The organism is Burkholderia sp. BCC0322, from assembly GCF_902833045.1.
In the GTDB taxonomy this organism is placed as follows: domain Bacteria; phylum Pseudomonadota; class Gammaproteobacteria; order Burkholderiales; family Burkholderiaceae; genus Burkholderia.
Genome location: NZ_CADFDU010000005.1, coordinates 420,102 through 438,007 on the forward strand (window position 1 = coordinate 420,102; position 17,906 = coordinate 438,007).

General features: G+C 65.9%; 14 protein-coding genes. 7 read left to right on the forward strand and 7 right to left on the reverse strand.

All coding sequences use genetic code 11. From position 1 onward, the window contains the following. Nucleotides 1-79 precede the first annotated feature (79 nt). The 3 genes from HWX39_RS17805 (at nucleotide 80) to HWX39_RS17815 (ending at nucleotide 6,005) form a co-directional block, all read left to right on the forward strand. On the forward strand, nucleotides 80-4,168 hold the full coding sequence (locus HWX39_RS17805) for a YadA-like family protein (RefSeq protein WP_175969298.1): 4,089 nt from the start codon (nucleotides 80-82) through the stop codon (nucleotides 4,166-4,168). A 432-nt stretch (nucleotides 4,169-4,600) separates the two neighbouring features. After that, nucleotides 4,601-5,008, forward strand: a complete 408-nt coding sequence (locus HWX39_RS17810) for a VOC family protein (RefSeq protein WP_175969299.1) — start codon at nucleotides 4,601-4,603, stop codon at nucleotides 5,006-5,008. Nucleotides 5,009-5,255: 247 nt separating this feature from the next. After that, on the forward strand, nucleotides 5,256-6,005 hold the full coding sequence (locus tag HWX39_RS17815) for an SDR family oxidoreductase (RefSeq protein ID WP_175969398.1): 750 nt from the start codon (nucleotides 5,256-5,258) through the stop codon (nucleotides 6,003-6,005). A 33-nt stretch (nucleotides 6,006-6,038) separates the two neighbouring features. Here HWX39_RS17815 and HWX39_RS17820 read toward each other — a convergent pair whose 3' ends face one another. Continuing rightward, nucleotides 6,039-6,569, reverse strand: a complete 531-nt coding sequence (locus HWX39_RS17820) for a toxin (protein WP_175969300.1) — start codon at nucleotides 6,567-6,569, stop codon at nucleotides 6,039-6,041. A 774-nt stretch (nucleotides 6,570-7,343) separates the two neighbouring features. On the opposite strand from HWX39_RS17820, the gene HWX39_RS17825 reads away from it, so the two are divergent. The 3 genes from HWX39_RS17825 (at nucleotide 7,344) to HWX39_RS17835 (ending at nucleotide 14,131) form a co-directional block, all read left to right on the forward strand. Beyond that, nucleotides 7,344-9,041 carry a M4 family metallopeptidase gene (locus tag HWX39_RS17825; RefSeq protein WP_175969301.1) on the forward strand — a complete coding sequence of 566 codons (1,698 nt, stop codon included), beginning with the start codon at nucleotides 7,344-7,346 and terminating at the stop codon, nucleotides 9,039-9,041. A 651-nt stretch (nucleotides 9,042-9,692) separates the two neighbouring features. Continuing rightward, on the forward strand, nucleotides 9,693-11,747 hold the full coding sequence (locus tag HWX39_RS17830) for an EAL domain-containing protein (protein ID WP_244135042.1): 2,055 nt from the start codon (nucleotides 9,693-9,695) through the stop codon (nucleotides 11,745-11,747). A gap of 53 nt (nucleotides 11,748-11,800) precedes the next feature. Next, nucleotides 11,801-14,131 carry an EAL domain-containing protein gene (locus tag HWX39_RS17835; RefSeq protein ID WP_175969303.1) on the forward strand — a complete coding sequence of 777 codons (2,331 nt, stop codon included), beginning with the start codon at nucleotides 11,801-11,803 and terminating at the stop codon, nucleotides 14,129-14,131. 71 nt (nucleotides 14,132-14,202) lie between these two features. On the opposite strand, the gene HWX39_RS36315 is transcribed toward HWX39_RS17835, so the two are convergent. Then, nucleotides 14,203-14,580, reverse strand: coding sequence for a hypothetical protein (locus HWX39_RS36315; RefSeq protein WP_244135043.1), 378 nt, complete (start codon nucleotides 14,578-14,580; stop codon nucleotides 14,203-14,205). A gap of 222 nt (nucleotides 14,581-14,802) precedes the next feature. On the opposite strand from HWX39_RS36315, the gene HWX39_RS17845 reads away from it, so the two are divergent. Next, nucleotides 14,803-14,964, forward strand: a complete 162-nt coding sequence (locus tag HWX39_RS17845; RefSeq protein ID WP_244135044.1) for a hypothetical protein — start codon at nucleotides 14,803-14,805, stop codon at nucleotides 14,962-14,964. Between the two features lie 140 nt (nucleotides 14,965-15,104). Here HWX39_RS17845 and HWX39_RS17850 read toward each other — a convergent pair whose 3' ends face one another. From HWX39_RS17850 to HWX39_RS17870, 5 genes are all read right to left on the reverse strand, one after another. Then, the gene (locus HWX39_RS17850; RefSeq protein WP_175969306.1) at nucleotides 15,105-15,251 is read right to left on the reverse strand and encodes a hypothetical protein; all 147 of its coding nucleotides are present in this window, start codon (nucleotides 15,249-15,251) and stop codon (nucleotides 15,105-15,107) included. Between the two features lie 320 nt (nucleotides 15,252-15,571). Then, nucleotides 15,572-15,709 carry a hypothetical protein gene (locus HWX39_RS17855; RefSeq protein WP_175969307.1) on the reverse strand — a complete coding sequence of 46 codons (138 nt, stop codon included), beginning with the start codon at nucleotides 15,707-15,709 and terminating at the stop codon, nucleotides 15,572-15,574. A gap of 54 nt (nucleotides 15,710-15,763) precedes the next feature. Next, nucleotides 15,764-16,078, reverse strand: a complete 315-nt coding sequence (locus HWX39_RS17860) for a helicase (RefSeq protein WP_175969308.1) — start codon at nucleotides 16,076-16,078, stop codon at nucleotides 15,764-15,766. A gap of 322 nt (nucleotides 16,079-16,400) precedes the next feature. Beyond that, nucleotides 16,401-16,550: a hypothetical protein gene (locus HWX39_RS17865; RefSeq protein WP_175969309.1), complete on the reverse strand. Its 150-nt coding sequence runs from the start codon at nucleotides 16,548-16,550 to the stop codon at nucleotides 16,401-16,403. A 104-nt stretch (nucleotides 16,551-16,654) separates the two neighbouring features. Then, nucleotides 16,655-17,866, reverse strand: coding sequence for an MFS transporter (locus HWX39_RS17870; protein WP_175969310.1), 1,212 nt, complete (start codon nucleotides 17,864-17,866; stop codon nucleotides 16,655-16,657). Nucleotides 17,867-17,906 lie beyond the last annotated feature (40 nt).

Sequence of the window (17,906 nt, forward strand, 5' to 3'; positions counted from 1 at the left end):
TCGTAACGCAGCTGAAGTCTTCAACAAAAAGTAAGTAGTCCGTATTCAAACCAAACGCTACAAAACGGAGCAGAAGACCATGAAGAGGAAGCAGATTTCGGCGCTGGCCGCCGCCATGTTCACGGGTGCAGGTGTCATGATCGCCGGCGCCGCGCACGCGGACAATTTCGTCGACCGCGGCAACCCGGACAACGCGCTGAGCGGCCAGTGCATCGACGGCACGAACCCGCTGTGCGTGTCGACCAAGAGCGGGACTTACGTGGCGGTGAGCACGGCAAACGTCACGATGGGAACGAATGCCAAGGCCGGCGCCAGCGGCATCGCGATCGGCGACCAGTCGAATGCGAGCAGCAAGGGCGGCACCAGCAGCGGCGGCGCGATTGCCGTCGGCGTCGGCGCGCAGGCGCTGGCGAACTCGGCCACGGCGATCGGCACGGTAGCCGTCGCGCAAGGCAACACGGCGCTCGCCATCGGTCGCCAGTCGGCCGCGGTCGGCGATTTCTCGATGGCGCTCGGCAACGTCGCGGATGCGCACGGTACGAGCTCGATCGCGCTTGGCCACTCGGCGCTCGCCAGCGGCGATCGCTCGGTTGCGATCGGCGGCGCCAACCCGACGTCGAGCGACGGCGTGTCCAGCGGCGCGGCGTACGACGCGGCGACGCAGACGCGCGCCGGCGGCACGCAATCCGTGGCGATCGGCGCAGGCGCGCAGACGAACGACAACAACCAGGTGGCGATCGGCTCGGGCAGCGTTGGCGCGAACAATGGCGGTACGCCGGTGTTCGGCGGCACGGCCGCGCCGGTTGGCGGCGCGGTGTCGTTCGGCGCGCTCGGCAAGGAGCGCCAGCTCAAGAACGTCGCGGCGGGCGCGGCCGATACGGACGCCGTCAATGTCCAGCAGCTGAAGAACGTGAACGGCGCGCTCAGCACGAGCATCGCCAACGTCGACGCACGCGTGACGTCGGTCGGCAATTCGCTGTCGACCACGATCTCGAACGTCGACCAGCGCGTGACCAGCGTGGGCAACAGCCTCAGCACCAGCATCGTGACGGCAACGAAGAACGTCGTGAAATACACCGACGATTCGCATGCGGCGATCGCACTCGACGGCAGCAACGGCACGACGATCAACGGCGTCGCGGCCGGCGTCGCCGATACCGATGCGGTCAACGTCGGCCAGCTGAAGGGCAGCGTCGCACCGCTGCAGACGTCGATCTCGACGGCGGCATCGAACATCACGAACCTACAGACCAGCGTCGCCGGCATCAACACGTCGCTGAGCACGGCGACCACCAATATCGGCAACCTGCAGGCAGCCGACGCACGCAACGTGAAGTACGACGGCCAGAGCGGATTCGACTCGGTGACGTTCGCCGGCACGAACGGCACGACGCTGCACAACGTCGCGGCCGGTGTCGCGAACACCGATGCGGTGAACGTCGGGCAATTGAACGGCGGCCTGTCGTCGCTCAGCACAAGCGTGACGAACAACATCAACACGACGCTCGGCAATCTGAGCACGTCGATCAACAATCAGATCGGCAACGCGACGAAGAATGCCGTGCAGTACGACGACGATGCGCACAGCGGCGTGACGCTCGGCGGCAAGGGGGCGCAGTCGCCGGTCGCGCTGCACAACGTGGCGGACGGCATTGCCGCGAGCGACGCGGTGAACGTCGGCCAGCTCGGCAAGGCCACCGACACGCTCAACCAGTCGATCACGAACGTCGGCAACAGCGTGACGACGCTCGGCAACCAGGTGACGACGAATACGGGCAACATCGCCGCGCTCCAGCAGGACGCGCTGCTGTGGAACGCGAACCTCGGTGCGTACGATGCGAGCCACGGCGGCAACGGCCCGCAACGCATCGGTAATGTCGCAGCCGGTGTCGCGAACACCGATGCGGTGAACGTCGGGCAATTGAACGGCGGCCTGTCGTCGCTCAGCACGAGCGTGACGAACAACATCAACACGACGCTCGGCAATCTGAGCACGTCGATCAACAACCAGATCGGTAACGCGACGAAGAACGCGGTGCAGTACGACGACGATGCGCACAGCGGCGTGACGCTCGGCGGCAAGGGGGCGCAGTCGCCGGTCGCGCTGCACAACGTGGCGGACGGCATTGCCGCGAGCGACGCGGTGAACGTCGGCCAGCTCGGCAAGGCCACCGACACGCTCAACCAGTCGATCACGAACGTCGGCAACAGCGTGACGACGCTCGGCAACCAGGTGACGACGAATACGGGCAACATCGCCGCGCTCCAGCAGGACGCGCTCCAGTGGAACGCGAACCTCGGCACCTACGACGCGAGCCACGGCGGCAACGGCCCGCAACGCATCGGCAATGTCGCGGCCGGCAAGAACGGAACGGACGCGGTCAACGTCGACCAGTTGAACGCGGCGGTTCAGAACGGCACGAGCCAGCTCGATGCGCTCGCCGTGAAGTACGACGACGCGAGCAAGAAGCAGGTTTCGCTCGGCGCAGGTAACGGCGGGAGCCCGGTGCGCCTGACCAACGTCGCGGAAGGCAACGTTGCAGCCGGCAGCACGGACGCGGTGAACGGCGCGCAACTGCGCCGCGCGACCGACGGCACGGCAGCCGCGCTGGGCGGCGGTGCGACGGCGAATCCGGATGGCTCGATCAGCGCGCCGGCCTATAAAGTCGGCGGCGGTTCGTTCAACAACGTCGGCGACGCGCTCACGAACCTCGACGGCCGCGTCGGCAGCAACACGACGACGCTCGAGAATCACGAAACGCGCATCGGCAACGCCGAAACGAACATCGCCGGCAACACGGCGGCGATCGCCGGACTGCAGCAGGACGCGCTCCAGTTCGACCCGAAGGCCGGCGCATACAATGCGGCGCGCGGCGGGGCGCCGACGAAGCTGACGAACGTGGCCGACGGCACCATCGCCGCGGGCAGCACGGACGCGGTGAACGGTGGCCAGTTGTCGGGCGTGAAGTCGTCGCTCGAACAGCAGATCACGCAAGTGTCCAACCAGGCGGGCGAGGCCGTGAAGAATGTCGTCAAGTACGATGTCGACACGAGCGGCAACCGGCTGAATTCGGTATCGCTCATCGGCGGCGACGCGAATGCGGCCGTCGTGCTGAAGAACGTCGCCGCAGGCACCGACGATACGGACGCGGTGAACGTGAAGCAGCTGAAGGGCGTCCAGTCGAGTCTCAACCAGCTCGGCGCGCTCGCGGTGCAGTACGACGACAGCTCAAAGAGCTCGATCACGCTCGGCGGCGCCGGCGGCACGCGCATCACCAACGTGCAGGCCGGGACGCTCAGCGCCACCAGCACGGACGCGGTGAACGGTTCGCAGCTCTACGCGACCAACCAGCAGGTCGCGAAGAACACGACCGATATCACGAACCTGCAGGGGAACGTGACCAATATCGCGAACGGCAAGGCCGGCCTCGTGCAGCAGCAGGATCCGAACGGCGCGGTCACGGTCGGGAAGGACACCGGCGGCACCAGCGTGAATTTCTCCGGTACCGCGGGCGACCGCGTGCTGACCGGTGTCGCGGCGGGCGTGAAGGACAACGACGCGGTCAACATGGGCCAGTTCAACACGGCGCTGAAGAACGTGGCGGCCAACGACCAGATCCGCGCAGCGGTGACCGATGCGAACACCACGTGGATCGCGCGTGCCGATGCGGGCGCCATCGGGTCGACGGCAACCGCAACCGGCAAGAACGCGGTGGCGGTCGGCCAGGGCTCCGTCGCCGATCGCGACAATTCGTTCTCGGTCGGCTCGAAGGGCGGCGAGCGCCAGGTCACGAACGTCGCGGCCGGCACGGCGCCGACCGATGCGGTGAACGTGCAGCAACTGAACGACAACCTGTCGGCCGCGTCGAATCAGGCGAAGGGCTACACCGACCAGCGCATCGGCCAGGTGTACAACTCGTTCAACGACCTGAAGAAGGACATGTACGGCGGCGTGGCATCGGCAATGGCCGTGGCCGGCCTGCCGCAACCGACGGGCGCGGGCCGCTCGATGGTCTCGGCGGCGACGTCGAACTATCACGGCCAGCAGGGTTTCGCCGCCGGGTATTCGTACGTGACGGAAAGTAACCGCTGGGTCGTCAAGGCTTCGGTGACGGGCAACACGCGTTCGGATTTCGGCGCGGTGGTGGGCGCGGGTTACCAGTTCTGACGTCGTTCTACGCCAGTGCCGGGCAGTGTTTGTGATGCCCGGCACCGGCGGGAAATCCGTGGCCCGGGGTGGACTTGTCTGCCTCGGGCCATCGGCGTCTGATGCGCCGCGACGATCGACAGGGTTGCGCCGAGCGCGTCCGGCAGGCCACGCCGCTTGCCCTGCGCGCGAGTCTCACACGGCACACACCGGAAAAATGGCGTCGGCAGGAGGCGTCGATCGAGGGTGTTCCGGCCAATCCCGACTGAATGCGAGTAGCACGATCCGCCGCGGTCGCAACGTCGCCTCAACCCTCGATTTCACGCGGGTTCGCGCGCGGTCGAAACATGCGTGCAATGCGAGTTGTCGAATGTGAGCGTCGGCCCGTATTCTGAATTCGTCGGGCGGAACGGCATGGGGCCTCCGCCGATCCACGCATGACAGGGACTCGCAATGACCGCCATGACGCAAACCATGAAGCTCAATCACCTGAGCTTCCCCTCGGTCGACACACGGGCCACGGCCCGATTCTTCGAGCGGCACCTCGGCTTCACGATCGCGGGAAGCTGGGAGAAATCCTGGATCCTCAAGCGCCCGGGCTTCGACGTGGTGATCGATCACGTCAGCGACGACGTCCCGGCATGGCCGACGAATTTCCACGTCGGGTTCGAACTGCCGAGCCTCGATGCCGTTCACACGTTGTTCGAACGCTTCAGGGATGAGGGCGTCGAGATGGTGACGGACATCTTCGACAACGGGCGCGGCTCGCGCTTCTTCTGTCGCGCACCGGGCGGCGTGATGTTCGAGCTGAACACGCGCGCGGATGCCGCGCCGGAATATCGCGGCACGTTCGACGACTGATGCAGGCAAGCGCCGCGCTCGACCGCTGGCGCGGATCAGCGTGTCGATGACTGCGCGGGTGCGAGAGCACCCGGTGATTTCTGTCCACGACCGATCGCGGCAGTACGCGACACGACCGATCCGCACCGTCCGCAACCCGACGGAGGGGCGCCGTTGCGCAGGACTTCAAAAGCAAGAAACGGAGTGTCTGCCGGCGTACAGTCATCTACATTGCCGTGACCAACTTCACTCACGGGATGTAAAAACCATGCTCTTGCTCGAAGGGAAAGTCGCCATCGTGACCGGAGCCTCGACCGGCATCGGCCGTGCGATCGCGCTGCTGTTCGCGGCGCACGGCGCGTCAATCGTATTGAGTGCGCGAAGCGAGACCTCGCTGAATCAGGTTGCCGACGAAATCCGTCGTCAGGGCGGGCAGGCGTGCGCATGCGCCGGCGACGTCGGTCACGTCGATACGCATCGAGGGCTCGTCGCGACGGCCCTTCGCGAGTTCGGTGGCCTCGACATCGCGATCAACAACGCGGGAACGGTCGGGCCGCTCAAGCCGCTCGCCGACATCTCGCTCGACGATTGGCAGCAAACGGTGTCGACCAACCTGACGGCGGCTTTCCTGGGGGCAAGCAACCAGATTCCAGCGATGCTCGAGCGCGGCGGCGGGACGATCGTCTTCACGTCCAGCTTTGTCGGAACCAGCGTCGGGCTTCCCGGCATGGCCGCGTATGGCGCTTCCAAGGCCGGCTTGATGGGATTGGTGAAGGGCATCACCGCGGACTATGCGGCACGCGGGATTCGCGCAAACGCACTGTTGCCGGGCGGTGTGGATACCGCGATGGGGGGAGACCGTGAGCAGAAGGCGTGGGCGGCCGGGCTCCACGCGATGAAGCGTATCGCCCGCCCCGACGAGATCGCATCGGCGGCGTTGTTCCTTGCGAGCCCGATGGCCAGTTTCGTGACCGGCTCGGCGCTGTTCGCCGACGGAGGCAATGCGGCCGTGAAGTGATGTCCCGTCGGTGCAACAGCGCATGCGCCGCGCTCAGCGGCTGGCGCGGATCAGCATGTCGATGACTGCGCGGGTGCGCGAAGGCTGGGTGATTTCCGTCCAGTGCAGATGCGCGTACTTCGGGTCGTCACGCAGGCCCGCGAACTTGACGCGATTCCTTGCGAACGTGGTGTAAGACCACAGCAGCACCGACTCCCGGGAGAATGCCATCCGCAGCGACTCACGGTTTCCGTGCGAAAGCTCGGTGCGCATCAGCCCGCGGCTCAACGTGCGCCAGAGCACCCGGGAGAATACCGTGCGCCGCCCGAAGTTCAGCCAGATCACGTGGGTGGCGCTCGACCAGAGCACGTCGCGCACGGCACTGTAGTTCCCGTCGGCGACCCATCGGTCGCCGGCCGTCGCGGCCCGCACGGCGTTCTCGAACTGCTCCGGCGGCACGGCTGTCCAGTCGGGGCCCCAGTAAAGTCGATCCAGCTCGATGTACGGGCAGCCTGCTGCTGCCGCCAGTGCGCTGGAAAACGTGGATTTTCCCGCTCCGCTGGTTCCAACGACGACGAAGCGCATGGTTTTGACCGTGGTGGAATTTGGAAACCCGCAATTGTGCCCGATGCACGCAGCGGCCGCTCGGCTGCAGCGGTTCGTCAATGAACATCGGCCATGACCCGGCTCGCCTCGCCAACCCGTCTGCAGTAGTGGGGCGAGCCCGTCGTTCGTCGCCGCGCAGGTCATCTCGAATCCAGCCCCTCTACGCCGGCAAACCGGATCAAAGACAATACCCCCCCGTTTGCGCGGACATGCCGATGCGAGAGGACACGAGGTGTACGCGTGCTATCGGCTGTACCACTCAAACCGAAGATTCGTAGAAAGCGCTTTCTCTTGCGTCGTCCGTCAGGTTTTCACTACGAATTCAAAGGCGCCATCAAAAGCCGGAATCGAATAGGCATTGAAGAGTCGCATCGCCAAACCCGAAAAGGCAACAATCAAAATCAGTATTTAATAGTGCAAATAGCAGCTCCGGCCATACTCCGGCCTCACATCGTCCGCCCCGCCCGACCCACGCCACACTCGGCCTAGCCCCGCCACACCAGGCTTGCCGGGCACATCCCGGCGACGCAACGGCGCCGATACCGCCATCGTGGCCGACGAGATCATTTCAAATTCCTCACCAAACCATGACTCGATTAACACCAGCGACAGAAACAATTAATCTGTCAGAAAATATCTTGTAATTATAAAAATGACCTTCTAGCATCCCTCTGCGGTTCGTGACATGTCTTACATCAAAGTTTGTCCTTGATGCATTCCTCGAACATCACCCATACATAACCGGGGGATTACATGAAGAAACTGTCTCGTCTGCTGTCCATCACCGCGATTACCGTCGCGAGTCTCAGTGCCTTTGCCCAGGCCGGCGACCAGTCGGCCACGGTCGACAAGGCGCTGCTACTGATCCAGCAGAACCCGTCCGCCTTTGGTCTCGCAGTCGGCGGCACACCACGCGCGCTGAAGTTCGCAGGGTCGCAAGCGAGCGCGCCGACGGATGGCGATCAGTTCCAGGTACGCGACGTGATCGTCGATCCCGATGGCACCGAGCACGTGCGCTTCGACCGCTTCTACGCGGGCCTGCCCGTGATCGGTGGTGACGTTGTCGTCCATTCGAGCAAGGGGCAGTTGAAGCAGGCGAGCGTGACCCAGCTCGCGCCGATCAGTCTCACCGGCACGATCGGCAAGATCGGAGACCGCTCCGTGATCCGCAACGCACCCGACATCGGCGCCGCCCGGGTCAAGCGCATCGCTGCCGCGCACTTCAACTCGGACGTGCGCCGCGTCAATGATGCGGAACTCGTCGTGTTCGCACGCGACGTGACGCCGACGCTGGCCTATGCGGTGCGCGTGTACGGCAAGGCGACCGATGCGCATGGCGAAGCCGTGCTGTACTACGTCGATGCGCGCACGGGCGCCGTGCTCGACGCACAGGACCTGATCAAGACCGCCGCCGCGACCGGCACCGGCCGCTCGTTGTACTACGGCAACCTGACGCTTACCACCGACCAGACGGGCACGAACGCGTACCGAATGCTCGATCCGAGCCGCGGCTCCGGCTCGGTCTACGACGGCCGCGGCCTGACCTCGGACGACGTCGAACAGGCGACCGACCTGCCGATCTTCACGAGCAGCACGAACGTGTGGGGCAACAACACGACCACCGACCGGCAGACCGTCGCCGCAGACATCGATTATGGTCTCGCACTCACTTGGGACTACTACAAGACTGCGCACAACCGCAATGGCATCTTCAACGACGGCCGCGGCGTGAAGAGCTATGCGCACGTCGTATTCGATACCGGCAGCGGCACGACCGGCGCGAATGCGGCATGGCTGTCCTCGCACGTGATGGTGTACGGTGACGGCCAGCCCGGCAGCAGTCTGCCGAAACCGGTCGTTTCGGTGGACGTCGCCGGTCACGAGATGAGCCACGGCGTGACCGAGGCCACGGCCAACCTGAACTATTCCGGCGACCCGGGCGGGCTGAACGAGTCGACGTCCGACATTTTCGGCACGCTCGTGAAGTACTACGCGAACAACCCGAACGATCCCGGCAACTACGTGATCGGTGCGCGCGTGGTGAGCGGCGGCCTGCGCAAGATGTACAAGCAGGATCTCGACGGACGGTCGTTCAGCTGCTACCCGTCCGGTGGATTCTCGTGGTCGAATCCGCGCCACAATCCGCATTACACGTCGGGTGTCGGCAATCGCCTGTTCTACCTGCTGGCCGAAGGCCCGACGGTGCCGTCGACCGATACCGGCCTGACGAAGGCGCAACTGGTGTGCAACGGCGACACGACCTTCAGCGGCCTGGGCCGCGAGAAGGCCGGCAAGATCTGGTACCGGACGCTGACCGTGTACCTGAACGCCAACTCCAGCTACCCGAACGCGCGACGTGCATCGATCCAGGCGGCGAACGACCTGTATGGCGTGAATTCGGCCGAAAGCGCAACGGTCGCTCGCGCGTGGAGTGCCGTCGGGGTGAATTGATCGAGCTTGCGTGAGTGCGCTGAAGCCCGGAGATCGCGTGGCGACATTGCGTGTCGCAGGAGGTGGCGCCGATCGATGCCACGCGATACTCGGGCGCATGACGGACCGTTGTTGATCGACCGCCTGCGACGGCAGGCGGTCGATCGTCGGAACCGGCCCGATACACAGACAGATGCCGCCTGTTTCGTTGATTTGCCGTCACGCCGCGTAGAAGGTCAGGCATCAAGCAGCAAGGCGCTGGTGCTGCGACGACGAATACTTCTTCCTCCCTCGAGATCCGCACCGCGTTCCCCGGCAGTTCTCGACATACCTTAAAAAAACCTGACGATGAACCGCGGCGGAACCCCGCTGCTTGACCATCGCTCACACCATCCGGTTGATCGGCAAACCATCGGCCGATCCTCCGCTTCCCCATCCCGCGTCGTTCCGGCAAGTTCCCCGGAAAAATATCTGCCGGGCAATCGTTTGCGCACAGCAGCGTGGCGTTCAGTTTATTCATCGCAAGCCGATATCTTGAAGGCGCGCCTGATCGAAGCGGCATTGCCCCCGCCGCGTCGATCAGGATCGGCATCAGCCCATGCGACGGATAGGGGAAGAAAGGTTTTGGTGACAGTTTTCGGGTGCATCGTTCATCGGCACAATCATTGGCTGGTGTTGCTTGCCGCACTGTTGTGCGGGAGCGGCTCATGGGTCACCGCGCGGCTGTTCCAGCGCGCGGTGAACACCTCCGGCACGCAGCGGCTCGGCTGGCACGTGCTGACCGCCATTTCGGCCGGCGTGGCGATCTGGTGCACGCACTTCATCGCGATGCTCGGCTTCGACGCCGGCGCGCCCGTGTACTTCAACATGCCGCTCACGCTCGTGTCACTGCTCATCGCGGTCGGCGGCAGCACGATCGGTTTCGCGCTGACGACCTGTCGCGTCGTCAAGGTTGCGCCCGCGCTCGGCGGCGCGGTCGTCGGCGTGGCGATCGTGCTGATGCACTACACCGGCATGCTCGCGTGGCGGGTCGAAGGTATCGTGTCGTGGGACGTCGGCTACCTGATCGCGTCGGTGCTGCTGGCCATGACCCTCGCCGCGCTTGCGCTGCACCTCGCGATGCGGCCGTCGCCGCATGCAGTCAACCAGATGGCCGGCGTGCTGTCGCTCGCGATCCTCGCCTTGCATTTCACCGGGATGTCCGCGCTGCGCATCACGCCGCTGATGCTCGACGGCGCATGGACCGAGGTGAGCGAGCTGCGTCCGCTGGCGCTGGCGGTCGCGGGCACGTCGCTCGTGATCGTCTGCACGGGGCTCGTGAGCTATGTGATCGACAGCAACGTGCGGGCCGAATCGCTCGAACACCTGCGCCAGCTGGCGTTGAGCGACATGCTGACCGGCCTGCCCAACCGGGCCGGCTTCAACGAGCGGCTGGACCTCGAAATCGCGCTTGCGCAAGAGCGCGGCACGAAGCTCGCGCTGATCGGCATCGACCTGAACCGTTTCAAGGAAATCAACGACCTGCGCGGTCACCACGCCGGCGACGAGGTGCTGCGCATCCTTGCGCGCCGCATGGCGAACCTGCTGCGCGAAGGCGAATTCGTCGCCCGCATCGGCGGCGACGAATTCGCGGCGCTCTGCCGGATGGACGGCGACACGTGCCCGACGAGCCTGCTCGAGCGGCTCGAGCAGGCGCTCTACAAGCCGGTCAGGCTGGACGACTACGAGGTCGTGCCGGGTGCGAGCTTCGGTGTCGCCATCTACCCGGACGACGCCACCACCAAGGCGATCCTCATCAACAACGCGGACCTCGCGATGTACCGCGCCAAGGGCAGCATCGCGCAATCGATCTGCTTCTACGAGCCGGCGATGGACCTGATCGTCCGCGCGCGCCGCAGCCTCGCGGCCGACCTGCGCCGCGCGGTGGCCGACAACCAGCTGAGCGTCCACTACCAGGTGCAGACTTCGCTCGCGACCGGCGAGATCCGCGGCTACGAGGCGCTTCTGCGCTGGCAGCATGCGACGCTCGGCACGATTCCGCCCGCCGAGTTCATTCCGCTCGCTGAGGAAAACGGCGTGATCCTGGACATCGGCGCGTGGGTGCTGCGCGAGGCATGCTCACGGGCCGCCACGTGGGAGCCGCCCTATGCGATCGCGGTGAACGTATCGGCCGTGCAGTTCATGCACGCGGACCTGACGGCGCTCGTGACGGACGTGCTCGAAGAAACCTGCCTGCCGGCGTCGCGCCTGCAGCTGGAGTTGACCGAATCGACGATCTTCGCCGGCCGCGAGCGCGCGCTGGACACGCTTCGGCAGATCAAGGCGCTGGGCGTGAGCATCGCGCTCGACGATTTCGGTACCGGCTATTCGTCGCTCGATACGCTGCGCTCGTTCCCGTTCGACCGCATCAAGCTCGACCAGTCGTTCGTCGAGGACGCGGAAGCGAAACCGCAGGATCGCGCGATCATCCGCGCCGTGCTCGCGCTCGGCAAGAGCCTGGGCATTCCGATCCTGGCCGAAGGCATCGAGACGCGCGACCAGCTTGCGCTGCTGGCCGACGAAGGCTGCGACGAAGCACAGGGCTTCCTGCTCGGCAGGCCGGCACCACTCAACGAAATCGTCGGCAGCGGGCAGATTGCGCTGACCGGCGGCAACCGCGTCCGCACGCCGGTTCCCGCGTCCGAATCGGCCGTCAGGGCCGATATCGACCCGGGCCCGCTCGGGTAACCCTCGACGCCGGACACGGCAACCCGACGCCGGGTTGCAGCCGGCAGGCTCACATGAAAATCCTCTACGCACGGATGGCAAGACTGGCAAGCATCGCGGCGCCGGCCCGGAACCCGGACCTGCTCGCGGCGCAGTACCGGGTATTCGCCGGCCAGATCCCGGTGTCGTACCTGATCCTCATCTCGAGCACCTGGAGTCTCGCCGTCACGCACCTGGGCAGCGCGCCGTGGTGGCTGTCGGTCGCGATGCCGGCCGCGATGACGCTCGCGGTGCTCGCGCGGCTGCTGCACTGGCGCCGCACCCGGCTGCTGGAGCCGACGCCGGACAACGTGATGCGCGCGCTCACGGTCACGAACTGGCTGGTGATCCCGGTCGTGGTGACGTTCACCACCTGGGCGCTGCTGCTGTTCCCGTACGGTGATGCGTGGCAAAAGGCCCAGGTCGCGTTCTACATGGCGATCACGGTGATCGGCTACATCTTGAGCCTGATGTACCTGCGCACGGCCGCGCTGATCGTGGCCGTGATCGCCAACGTCGCGTTCGTCGCGTTCTTTCTGTCGACGCGCCAGCCGACACTCATCGCCACCGCGGTCAACATGGTCTTCGTGTCGGCGGCGCTGATCGCCGTGATCTCGGTCAACTACCGGGGCTTCCTGCGCACCGTCGATGCGCAGGCCGAATCCCGCCTGCGCGAGCAGGCGCAGACGCGGCTGATGCGGATGATCGACGACATGCCGGTGGCCGTGATGACGGCCGACCTGGAGACGTTCCGCATCAACTACCTGAACGCGACATCGCGCAACCTGCTGCGCTCGATCGAGCACTTGCTGCCGATCCGCGCGGACGATGCGCTTGGCGCGTCGATCGACTTCTTCCACCCGCACCCGCAGCACCAGCGTCGCCTGCTCGCCGATCCGGCGAACCTGCCGCATCGCGCCCGCATTCCGCTCGGGCCGGAAGTGCTCGACATCCAGGTCTCGGCCGTGCGCGACGCCCAGGGGCGCTACATCGGCCCGATGCTGTCATGGTCGATCGTCACGCAGCAGGCCGAGGCGGAGGCGCGTATACACCAGCTCGCGCATCACGATTCGCTCACGGGTCTGCCGAACCGCGCAACCTTCCTGGCCGAATTCGACGCGAGCCTGCGCCGCTCGGACAAGGTGCTGTCGCTGCTCTTCATCGATCTCGACGGCTTCAAGCTGATCAACGACGCGTGCGGGCATTCGGCGGGCGACGAGGTGCTGCGCCAGGTCGCGGAACGCCTGCGCGGGCAGTGCCCCGAGCCGGGGATGATGCTCGGGCGCATCGGCGGCGACGAATTCGCGGTGCTGCTGCGCGACACCGATGCGAACGGTGCGATGGGCGCGGCCGCGCGGCTCGTCGACACGCTCGTCGCCCCCTATGCGCCGTCGCCCGACCGGCCGTTCCGCATCGGCGCGTCGATCGGCTGTGTGCTGGCGCCGCATCACGGCGACGACGCCGGCGTGCTGCTGTCGCGCGCGGACATGGCGCTCTATGCGGCCAAGAAAGCCGGGAAGGGCACATACCGAATGTTCTCGCCGGACATGGAAACGAGCGCGCAGGAGCGGGTCGCGCTCGAATCGAAGCTGCGCGTCGCGCTGGACGAGAACCAGGGGTTGTACGTGTTCTACCAGCCGATCGTCGATGTCCAGACCCGTCAGATCACGACGCGCGAGGCGCTGCTGCGCTGGCACCACCCGCGCTCCGGCTGGATTTCGCCCGGCCTCTTCATTCCGGTGGCCGAGCGCGGCGGCCTGATCGACCGGCTCGGCCGCTTCGTGCTCGTGCAGGCGTGCCGGGAGGCGGCGCGCTGGCCCGACGGCGCGCGCGTTGCCGTCAACGTGTCGGCGGGGCAGCTCGGCCACGGCACGATCGTGCCGACCTTCGCGGCGGCGCTGTCCGGCGCGGGCCTCGCGCCCGACCGGCTGGAAATCGAGGTAACGGAAACCGCGTTGCTGCACGACGAGGGCAAGGCCATCGCGGACCTGCGCGCCCTGCGTTCGATGGGCGTGCGCGTCGCCCTCGATGACTTCGGCACGGGCTTCTCGTCGCTCGCGCATCTGCGCGCGTTTCCGTTCGACAAGATCAAGATCGACGGCAGTTTCGTGCGCGATGCGGTCACGCGCCCGGACTGCGCGGCCGTCGTGCGCACGGTGGCCGATCTCGGCAAACGTCTCGGCGTGACGACCGTCGCGGAAGGCGTCGAGACGGAGGAGCAACTGGCGTGCATCACGGATGCCGGTTGCCGCGAGGTGCAGGGCTTTCTGATCGGCAGACCCGCGCCGGGCGAGCAGGATGCGCCGGCCGTTCGCTGGATCGAGCGGGCCGCGCTGGCGGCACAGGCCACGGCCAGGCAGGCGTGAGCACGAACGAATCGATCGGGTTCCTGAACGAGTGCGAGCGGGCGCGCCGTTTTATGCTGGGCCCGTGTCAATCACGCACGCTTGCGCGGCGGTGCGAGCACCGCATCGAGTCCGCCAGCGTCCCGCAGGGGCGTGGCCGGTTCGCTCGCACTCGGCCTCGGCACGCCGACGCGTGTGGCGTCGACTATCTGCGCCAGAACGACGTGAACACGCCCGATACCGGCGAGTCGTTGTTGCAGCATACCGGGGCGTATCACAACCTGTTGAGGATGTGGACGGATATTTGATGGGGGATTGAGCGATGAAATCGTGGAATGAACGGCACCAGGATGGATGAGACGGAAATCCACCGGGAACGGTAAAAGGTCGGAGGGGCAGAGAGCGATGACGCGTGGCCTTCGACGGTCGCCGAGCGCACTGAACTCGAAGCGTTGCTTCTTGTCCATCATGAGTTGCCTGCTGCCAGGCCGGTCCATCCGGATCTTGAGGCGCCGCGGCGGGTGGGAAGGGAGGGGGCTGATCGCTGACGCAGCGATGCAATGGCGGGGTGTCGCGCGCCGCGTCATCGCAGCGACATCTTTCTCGCGTAAATCTATGGTACTTCGCTAGTCGGCGAGGTACCGTTTTCTCAAGGAATACCGACCATGGCGGCAAAACGTCTTCGCATCAACATGATTACCCGTCGCCAATCGACGTTCGACGGCCGGAATCTCGACACCGAGGCGGCACGTCGCGTCGGCGCGCACGCACAGGACGCGATTCCCGCTCATCTGAAAGGCACGCAAGGCGCCGAGGCCGAATGGCTGCCGCGCATGAAGGTCAGCGAGCGGTAACCCGGTTCCGCCGGACGAGCCGTTGCGCGACAGCGCCGATCTCGCCGTCCGGCCGGCTCCCCGTTTCGATCCATGCGAAATGCGCCCGCCGGACGGCGAGCGCATGGCGCGCGTGGCGAACACGTCTCTTTGCCGGCAAATTACTTGCTGGCGGCCAGTTCCGCTGGGTCAACCTTCACGACGGGCCGCAAACCGGTCGCGAGCGGGCGCGCGGCGTCGGACAATGCGTTCACGTTGCCGCGATTGGCCCGCACGATCAGGCCCGCCACGGCATTCGGCGCACTCATGAACGCGCGTTCGAGCCAGCGGCCAAGATGACCGTAGCGGTCGCTGGCGATGAAGAAGCGGTTGTCGAGCGATGCGGCGAGCGCATGCGTGTGATACCCGAAGCACTGGTTGCTCCGGTTTCAGAATCACCGCGATCTTGGCCGGATCACGATTCCCGATCGGATAGGTCGCGACATCCTGGCCTTGCGGGTTGCCCGCCAGTCCGCCGGCAACGACGCCCGGCACCTTCAACGAAACGCCGGCAGCACGATGTGACGGGAATATCGCGGAACATTCGTCAACCGAACCTGACGCCGTTCCGGCTCGCGCCGTGCGACCGTCAGCGCGCGATGTCCATCCGGCCGATCTGCACGCGCAACACGCGCGCGAGGGGGTGGCCACCGACATTCAGACAATGGTCGATAGCGTGCGCGAGGCCATCGCAGTGCTGGAAAATCCAGTCGGCAAGCGAGGGCAAGCGGTTATGCGATACGAGGTGAGCGGCGGTGGGCCAACCAAGACGGCTTACCCTTTATGCGTCTTTCAGCCAGGGCATTTCCACGGGTGACACGACCAGTTGCCGGAATTCGCGTTTCAGATCGAAGATGAACCCGACCAGGATCATGGAGTCGGCGTAAGGAATCGGAAAGACATGCGGATTTTCCGGCGTACGCAGGGGGCGCTCGGGGCTGTCCGCCGTGGCCGCGGCGTTCTCGCGAACGCTTTCCAGTTCGTCGGCCATCGCCGGGCCACTGAGTTTCAGCACACGGCTACGCAGGTCGCTGAAGGGCTCGATGCGCGCAGCGTCTTCGTGGTATTCGGGCACTTCGTAAACGAACCAGGACATTTTCGTCTCCTATGAGAAGGGGCGCTATTCTAGCGCTACGCGAGGATCCACCGAGAATCGGCCATGTCGGGCGATGGCCGCAGTCGCCGCGAGGCAGTCCGGCAGGGGCGATTTCTGACGAGACGGGCCGCCGCCGCGGAGCCGGAAGCGCTACTTGCAGACGGTTGAGGATGGCCCACGATGCGCTCCAATCGTGCAAACGGCCGCCAACATGCCAGCAGTCAAAAACACGACATCTGTAGATAGGGCTGCTGCGTCAAAAAGGTGAGACCGCCAGCGGTATACGAATATTAATTCGCAATCCGATGCATGCGCCACAACGTTATTCAAGGCGATGGAAAAGTACGACCTGGTCGAAGAGGGTTTCGAGCGCGTCGCGTGCGATGCCGATGCCACGATCGGTCACGCGGATCGCGATACCGGCGATCATGCGCAGCGCCAGCACCGCATGGAACGCGGGGGCACGGAGCACCGGCTACCGGGGTAGCCGGACGCGGCGAACGGTCGTGCGAAGCCGGACGGGGAGGTTACACGGCGCTTGTAAAAAAAGGCCGCGGGGGTGTCGTGGCGCGGGCGTCAACTGCCGGTGCGCGCGGCGGCGCGTCGGGCTGACTTGCCCGCGACGACGGCCAGCCCGCCGGCGAGCGCAAGGAGCGCCGCGCTCATCGCGAAGGTCGCGCGGTAGCCGTGCAGGTCGAACAGCATGCCGCCGATCGTCGCGCCAAGCCCGATCGCGAGTTGCACGACCGCCACCATCAACCCGCCGCCGGCTTCCGCATCGTGCGGCAGCGTCCGTGCGAGCCACGTCCACCAGCCGACCGGCGCCGCGGTGCCGAGCAGGCCCCATGTGCCGAGCAGGCATGCGATTGCCGTCGTGGATCCGCCGAAGAACATCAGCGCCACCGCGATCGCGGCCATCAGCGCCGGCGTGACCACGAGTGTCCGGTAGAGCCCCCGTTCCAGCACGCCGCCGATCAGGACCGTTCCCGCGAAACCGGCGACGCCGATCACGAGCAGGATCAGCGACAGCGTGACGGTGCCCGCATGCGTGACGGTTTCGAGAAACGGACGCAGGTAGGTGAACAGCGTGAACTGGCCCATGAAGAACACGCTGACCGCTGCCATGCCGAGCGCGACCGGCGGCCGGGCCAGCAGCCTGAGCGCATGGGCGGACTTGGCGCGCGGCGCGGACTGCATCGATGGCAGGCTGATGAGCTTCCAGCCCAATGCGATCGCGGCGACCGGCACGACGCAGAAGAAGGCCCAGCGCCATCCGACGATTCCCCCCAGAAAGCTGCCGAGCGGGGCCGCGACGACAGTCGCCAGCGCATTGCCGCCATTCACGATCGCCAGCGCGCGCGACACGTGCCGCGCCGGCACGAGGCGCATCGCGGTGGCGGCCGACATCGACCAGAAGCCGCCGATCGCGACGCCGATCAGCGCGCGGCCGGCGATGAACGACGCGTAGTTCGGCGCGAACGCGACGAGCGTGCCCGACACGATAGTCAGCAGTGTCAGCAACAGCAGCAATGGCTTGCGATCGCGCCGGCCGGCGAGCGATGCGATGAACAGGCTCGTCACCAGCGCGAACGCGCCCGATACGGAGATGGCCTGGCCGGCCTGGCCTTCGCTGACGTGCAGGTCGGCGGCGATCGGCGTGAGCAGGCTGACCGGCATGAACTCGGACGCGACCAGCGCGAATGCGCCGAGCGACATCGCGAGGACGGCGCCCCACGCGGCCGCGCCGTCAGGTGCCGCGCCGCGATCGGGTGTGGAGAGGGTTTGCATGTCGGGAACGGGAACGGGATCGGAAAGGAGTGGCCGTCGC

Coding starts and splice junctions, on each gene's coding strand:
- HWX39_RS17805 (WP_175969298.1), top strand. CDS start 80: ATGAAGAGGAAGCAGATTTCGGCGCTGGCCGCCGCCATGTTCACGGGT.
- HWX39_RS17810 (WP_175969299.1), top strand. CDS start 4,601: ATGACCGCCATGACGCAAACCATGAAGCTCAATCACCTGAGCTTCCCC.
- HWX39_RS17815 (WP_175969398.1), top strand. CDS start 5,256: ATGCTCTTGCTCGAAGGGAAAGTCGCCATCGTGACCGGAGCCTCGACC.
- HWX39_RS17820 (WP_175969300.1), bottom strand. CDS start 6,569: ATGCGCTTCGTCGTCGTTGGAACCAGCGGAGCGGGAAAATCCACGTTT.
- HWX39_RS17825 (WP_175969301.1), top strand. CDS start 7,344: ATGAAGAAACTGTCTCGTCTGCTGTCCATCACCGCGATTACCGTCGCG.
- HWX39_RS17835 (WP_175969303.1), top strand. CDS start 11,801: ATGAAAATCCTCTACGCACGGATGGCAAGACTGGCAAGCATCGCGGCG.
- HWX39_RS36315 (WP_244135043.1), bottom strand. CDS start 14,580: ATGATGGACAAGAAGCAACGCTTCGAGTTCAGTGCGCTCGGCGACCGT.
- HWX39_RS17845 (WP_244135044.1), top strand. CDS start 14,803: ATGATTACCCGTCGCCAATCGACGTTCGACGGCCGGAATCTCGACACC.
- HWX39_RS17850 (WP_175969306.1), bottom strand. CDS start 15,251: ATGAGTGCGCCGAATGCCGTGGCGGGCCTGATCGTGCGGGCCAATCGC.
- HWX39_RS17860 (WP_175969308.1), bottom strand. CDS start 16,078: ATGTCCTGGTTCGTTTACGAAGTGCCCGAATACCACGAAGACGCTGCG.
- HWX39_RS17870 (WP_175969310.1), bottom strand. CDS start 17,866: ATGCAAACCCTCTCCACACCCGATCGCGGCGCGGCACCTGACGGCGCG.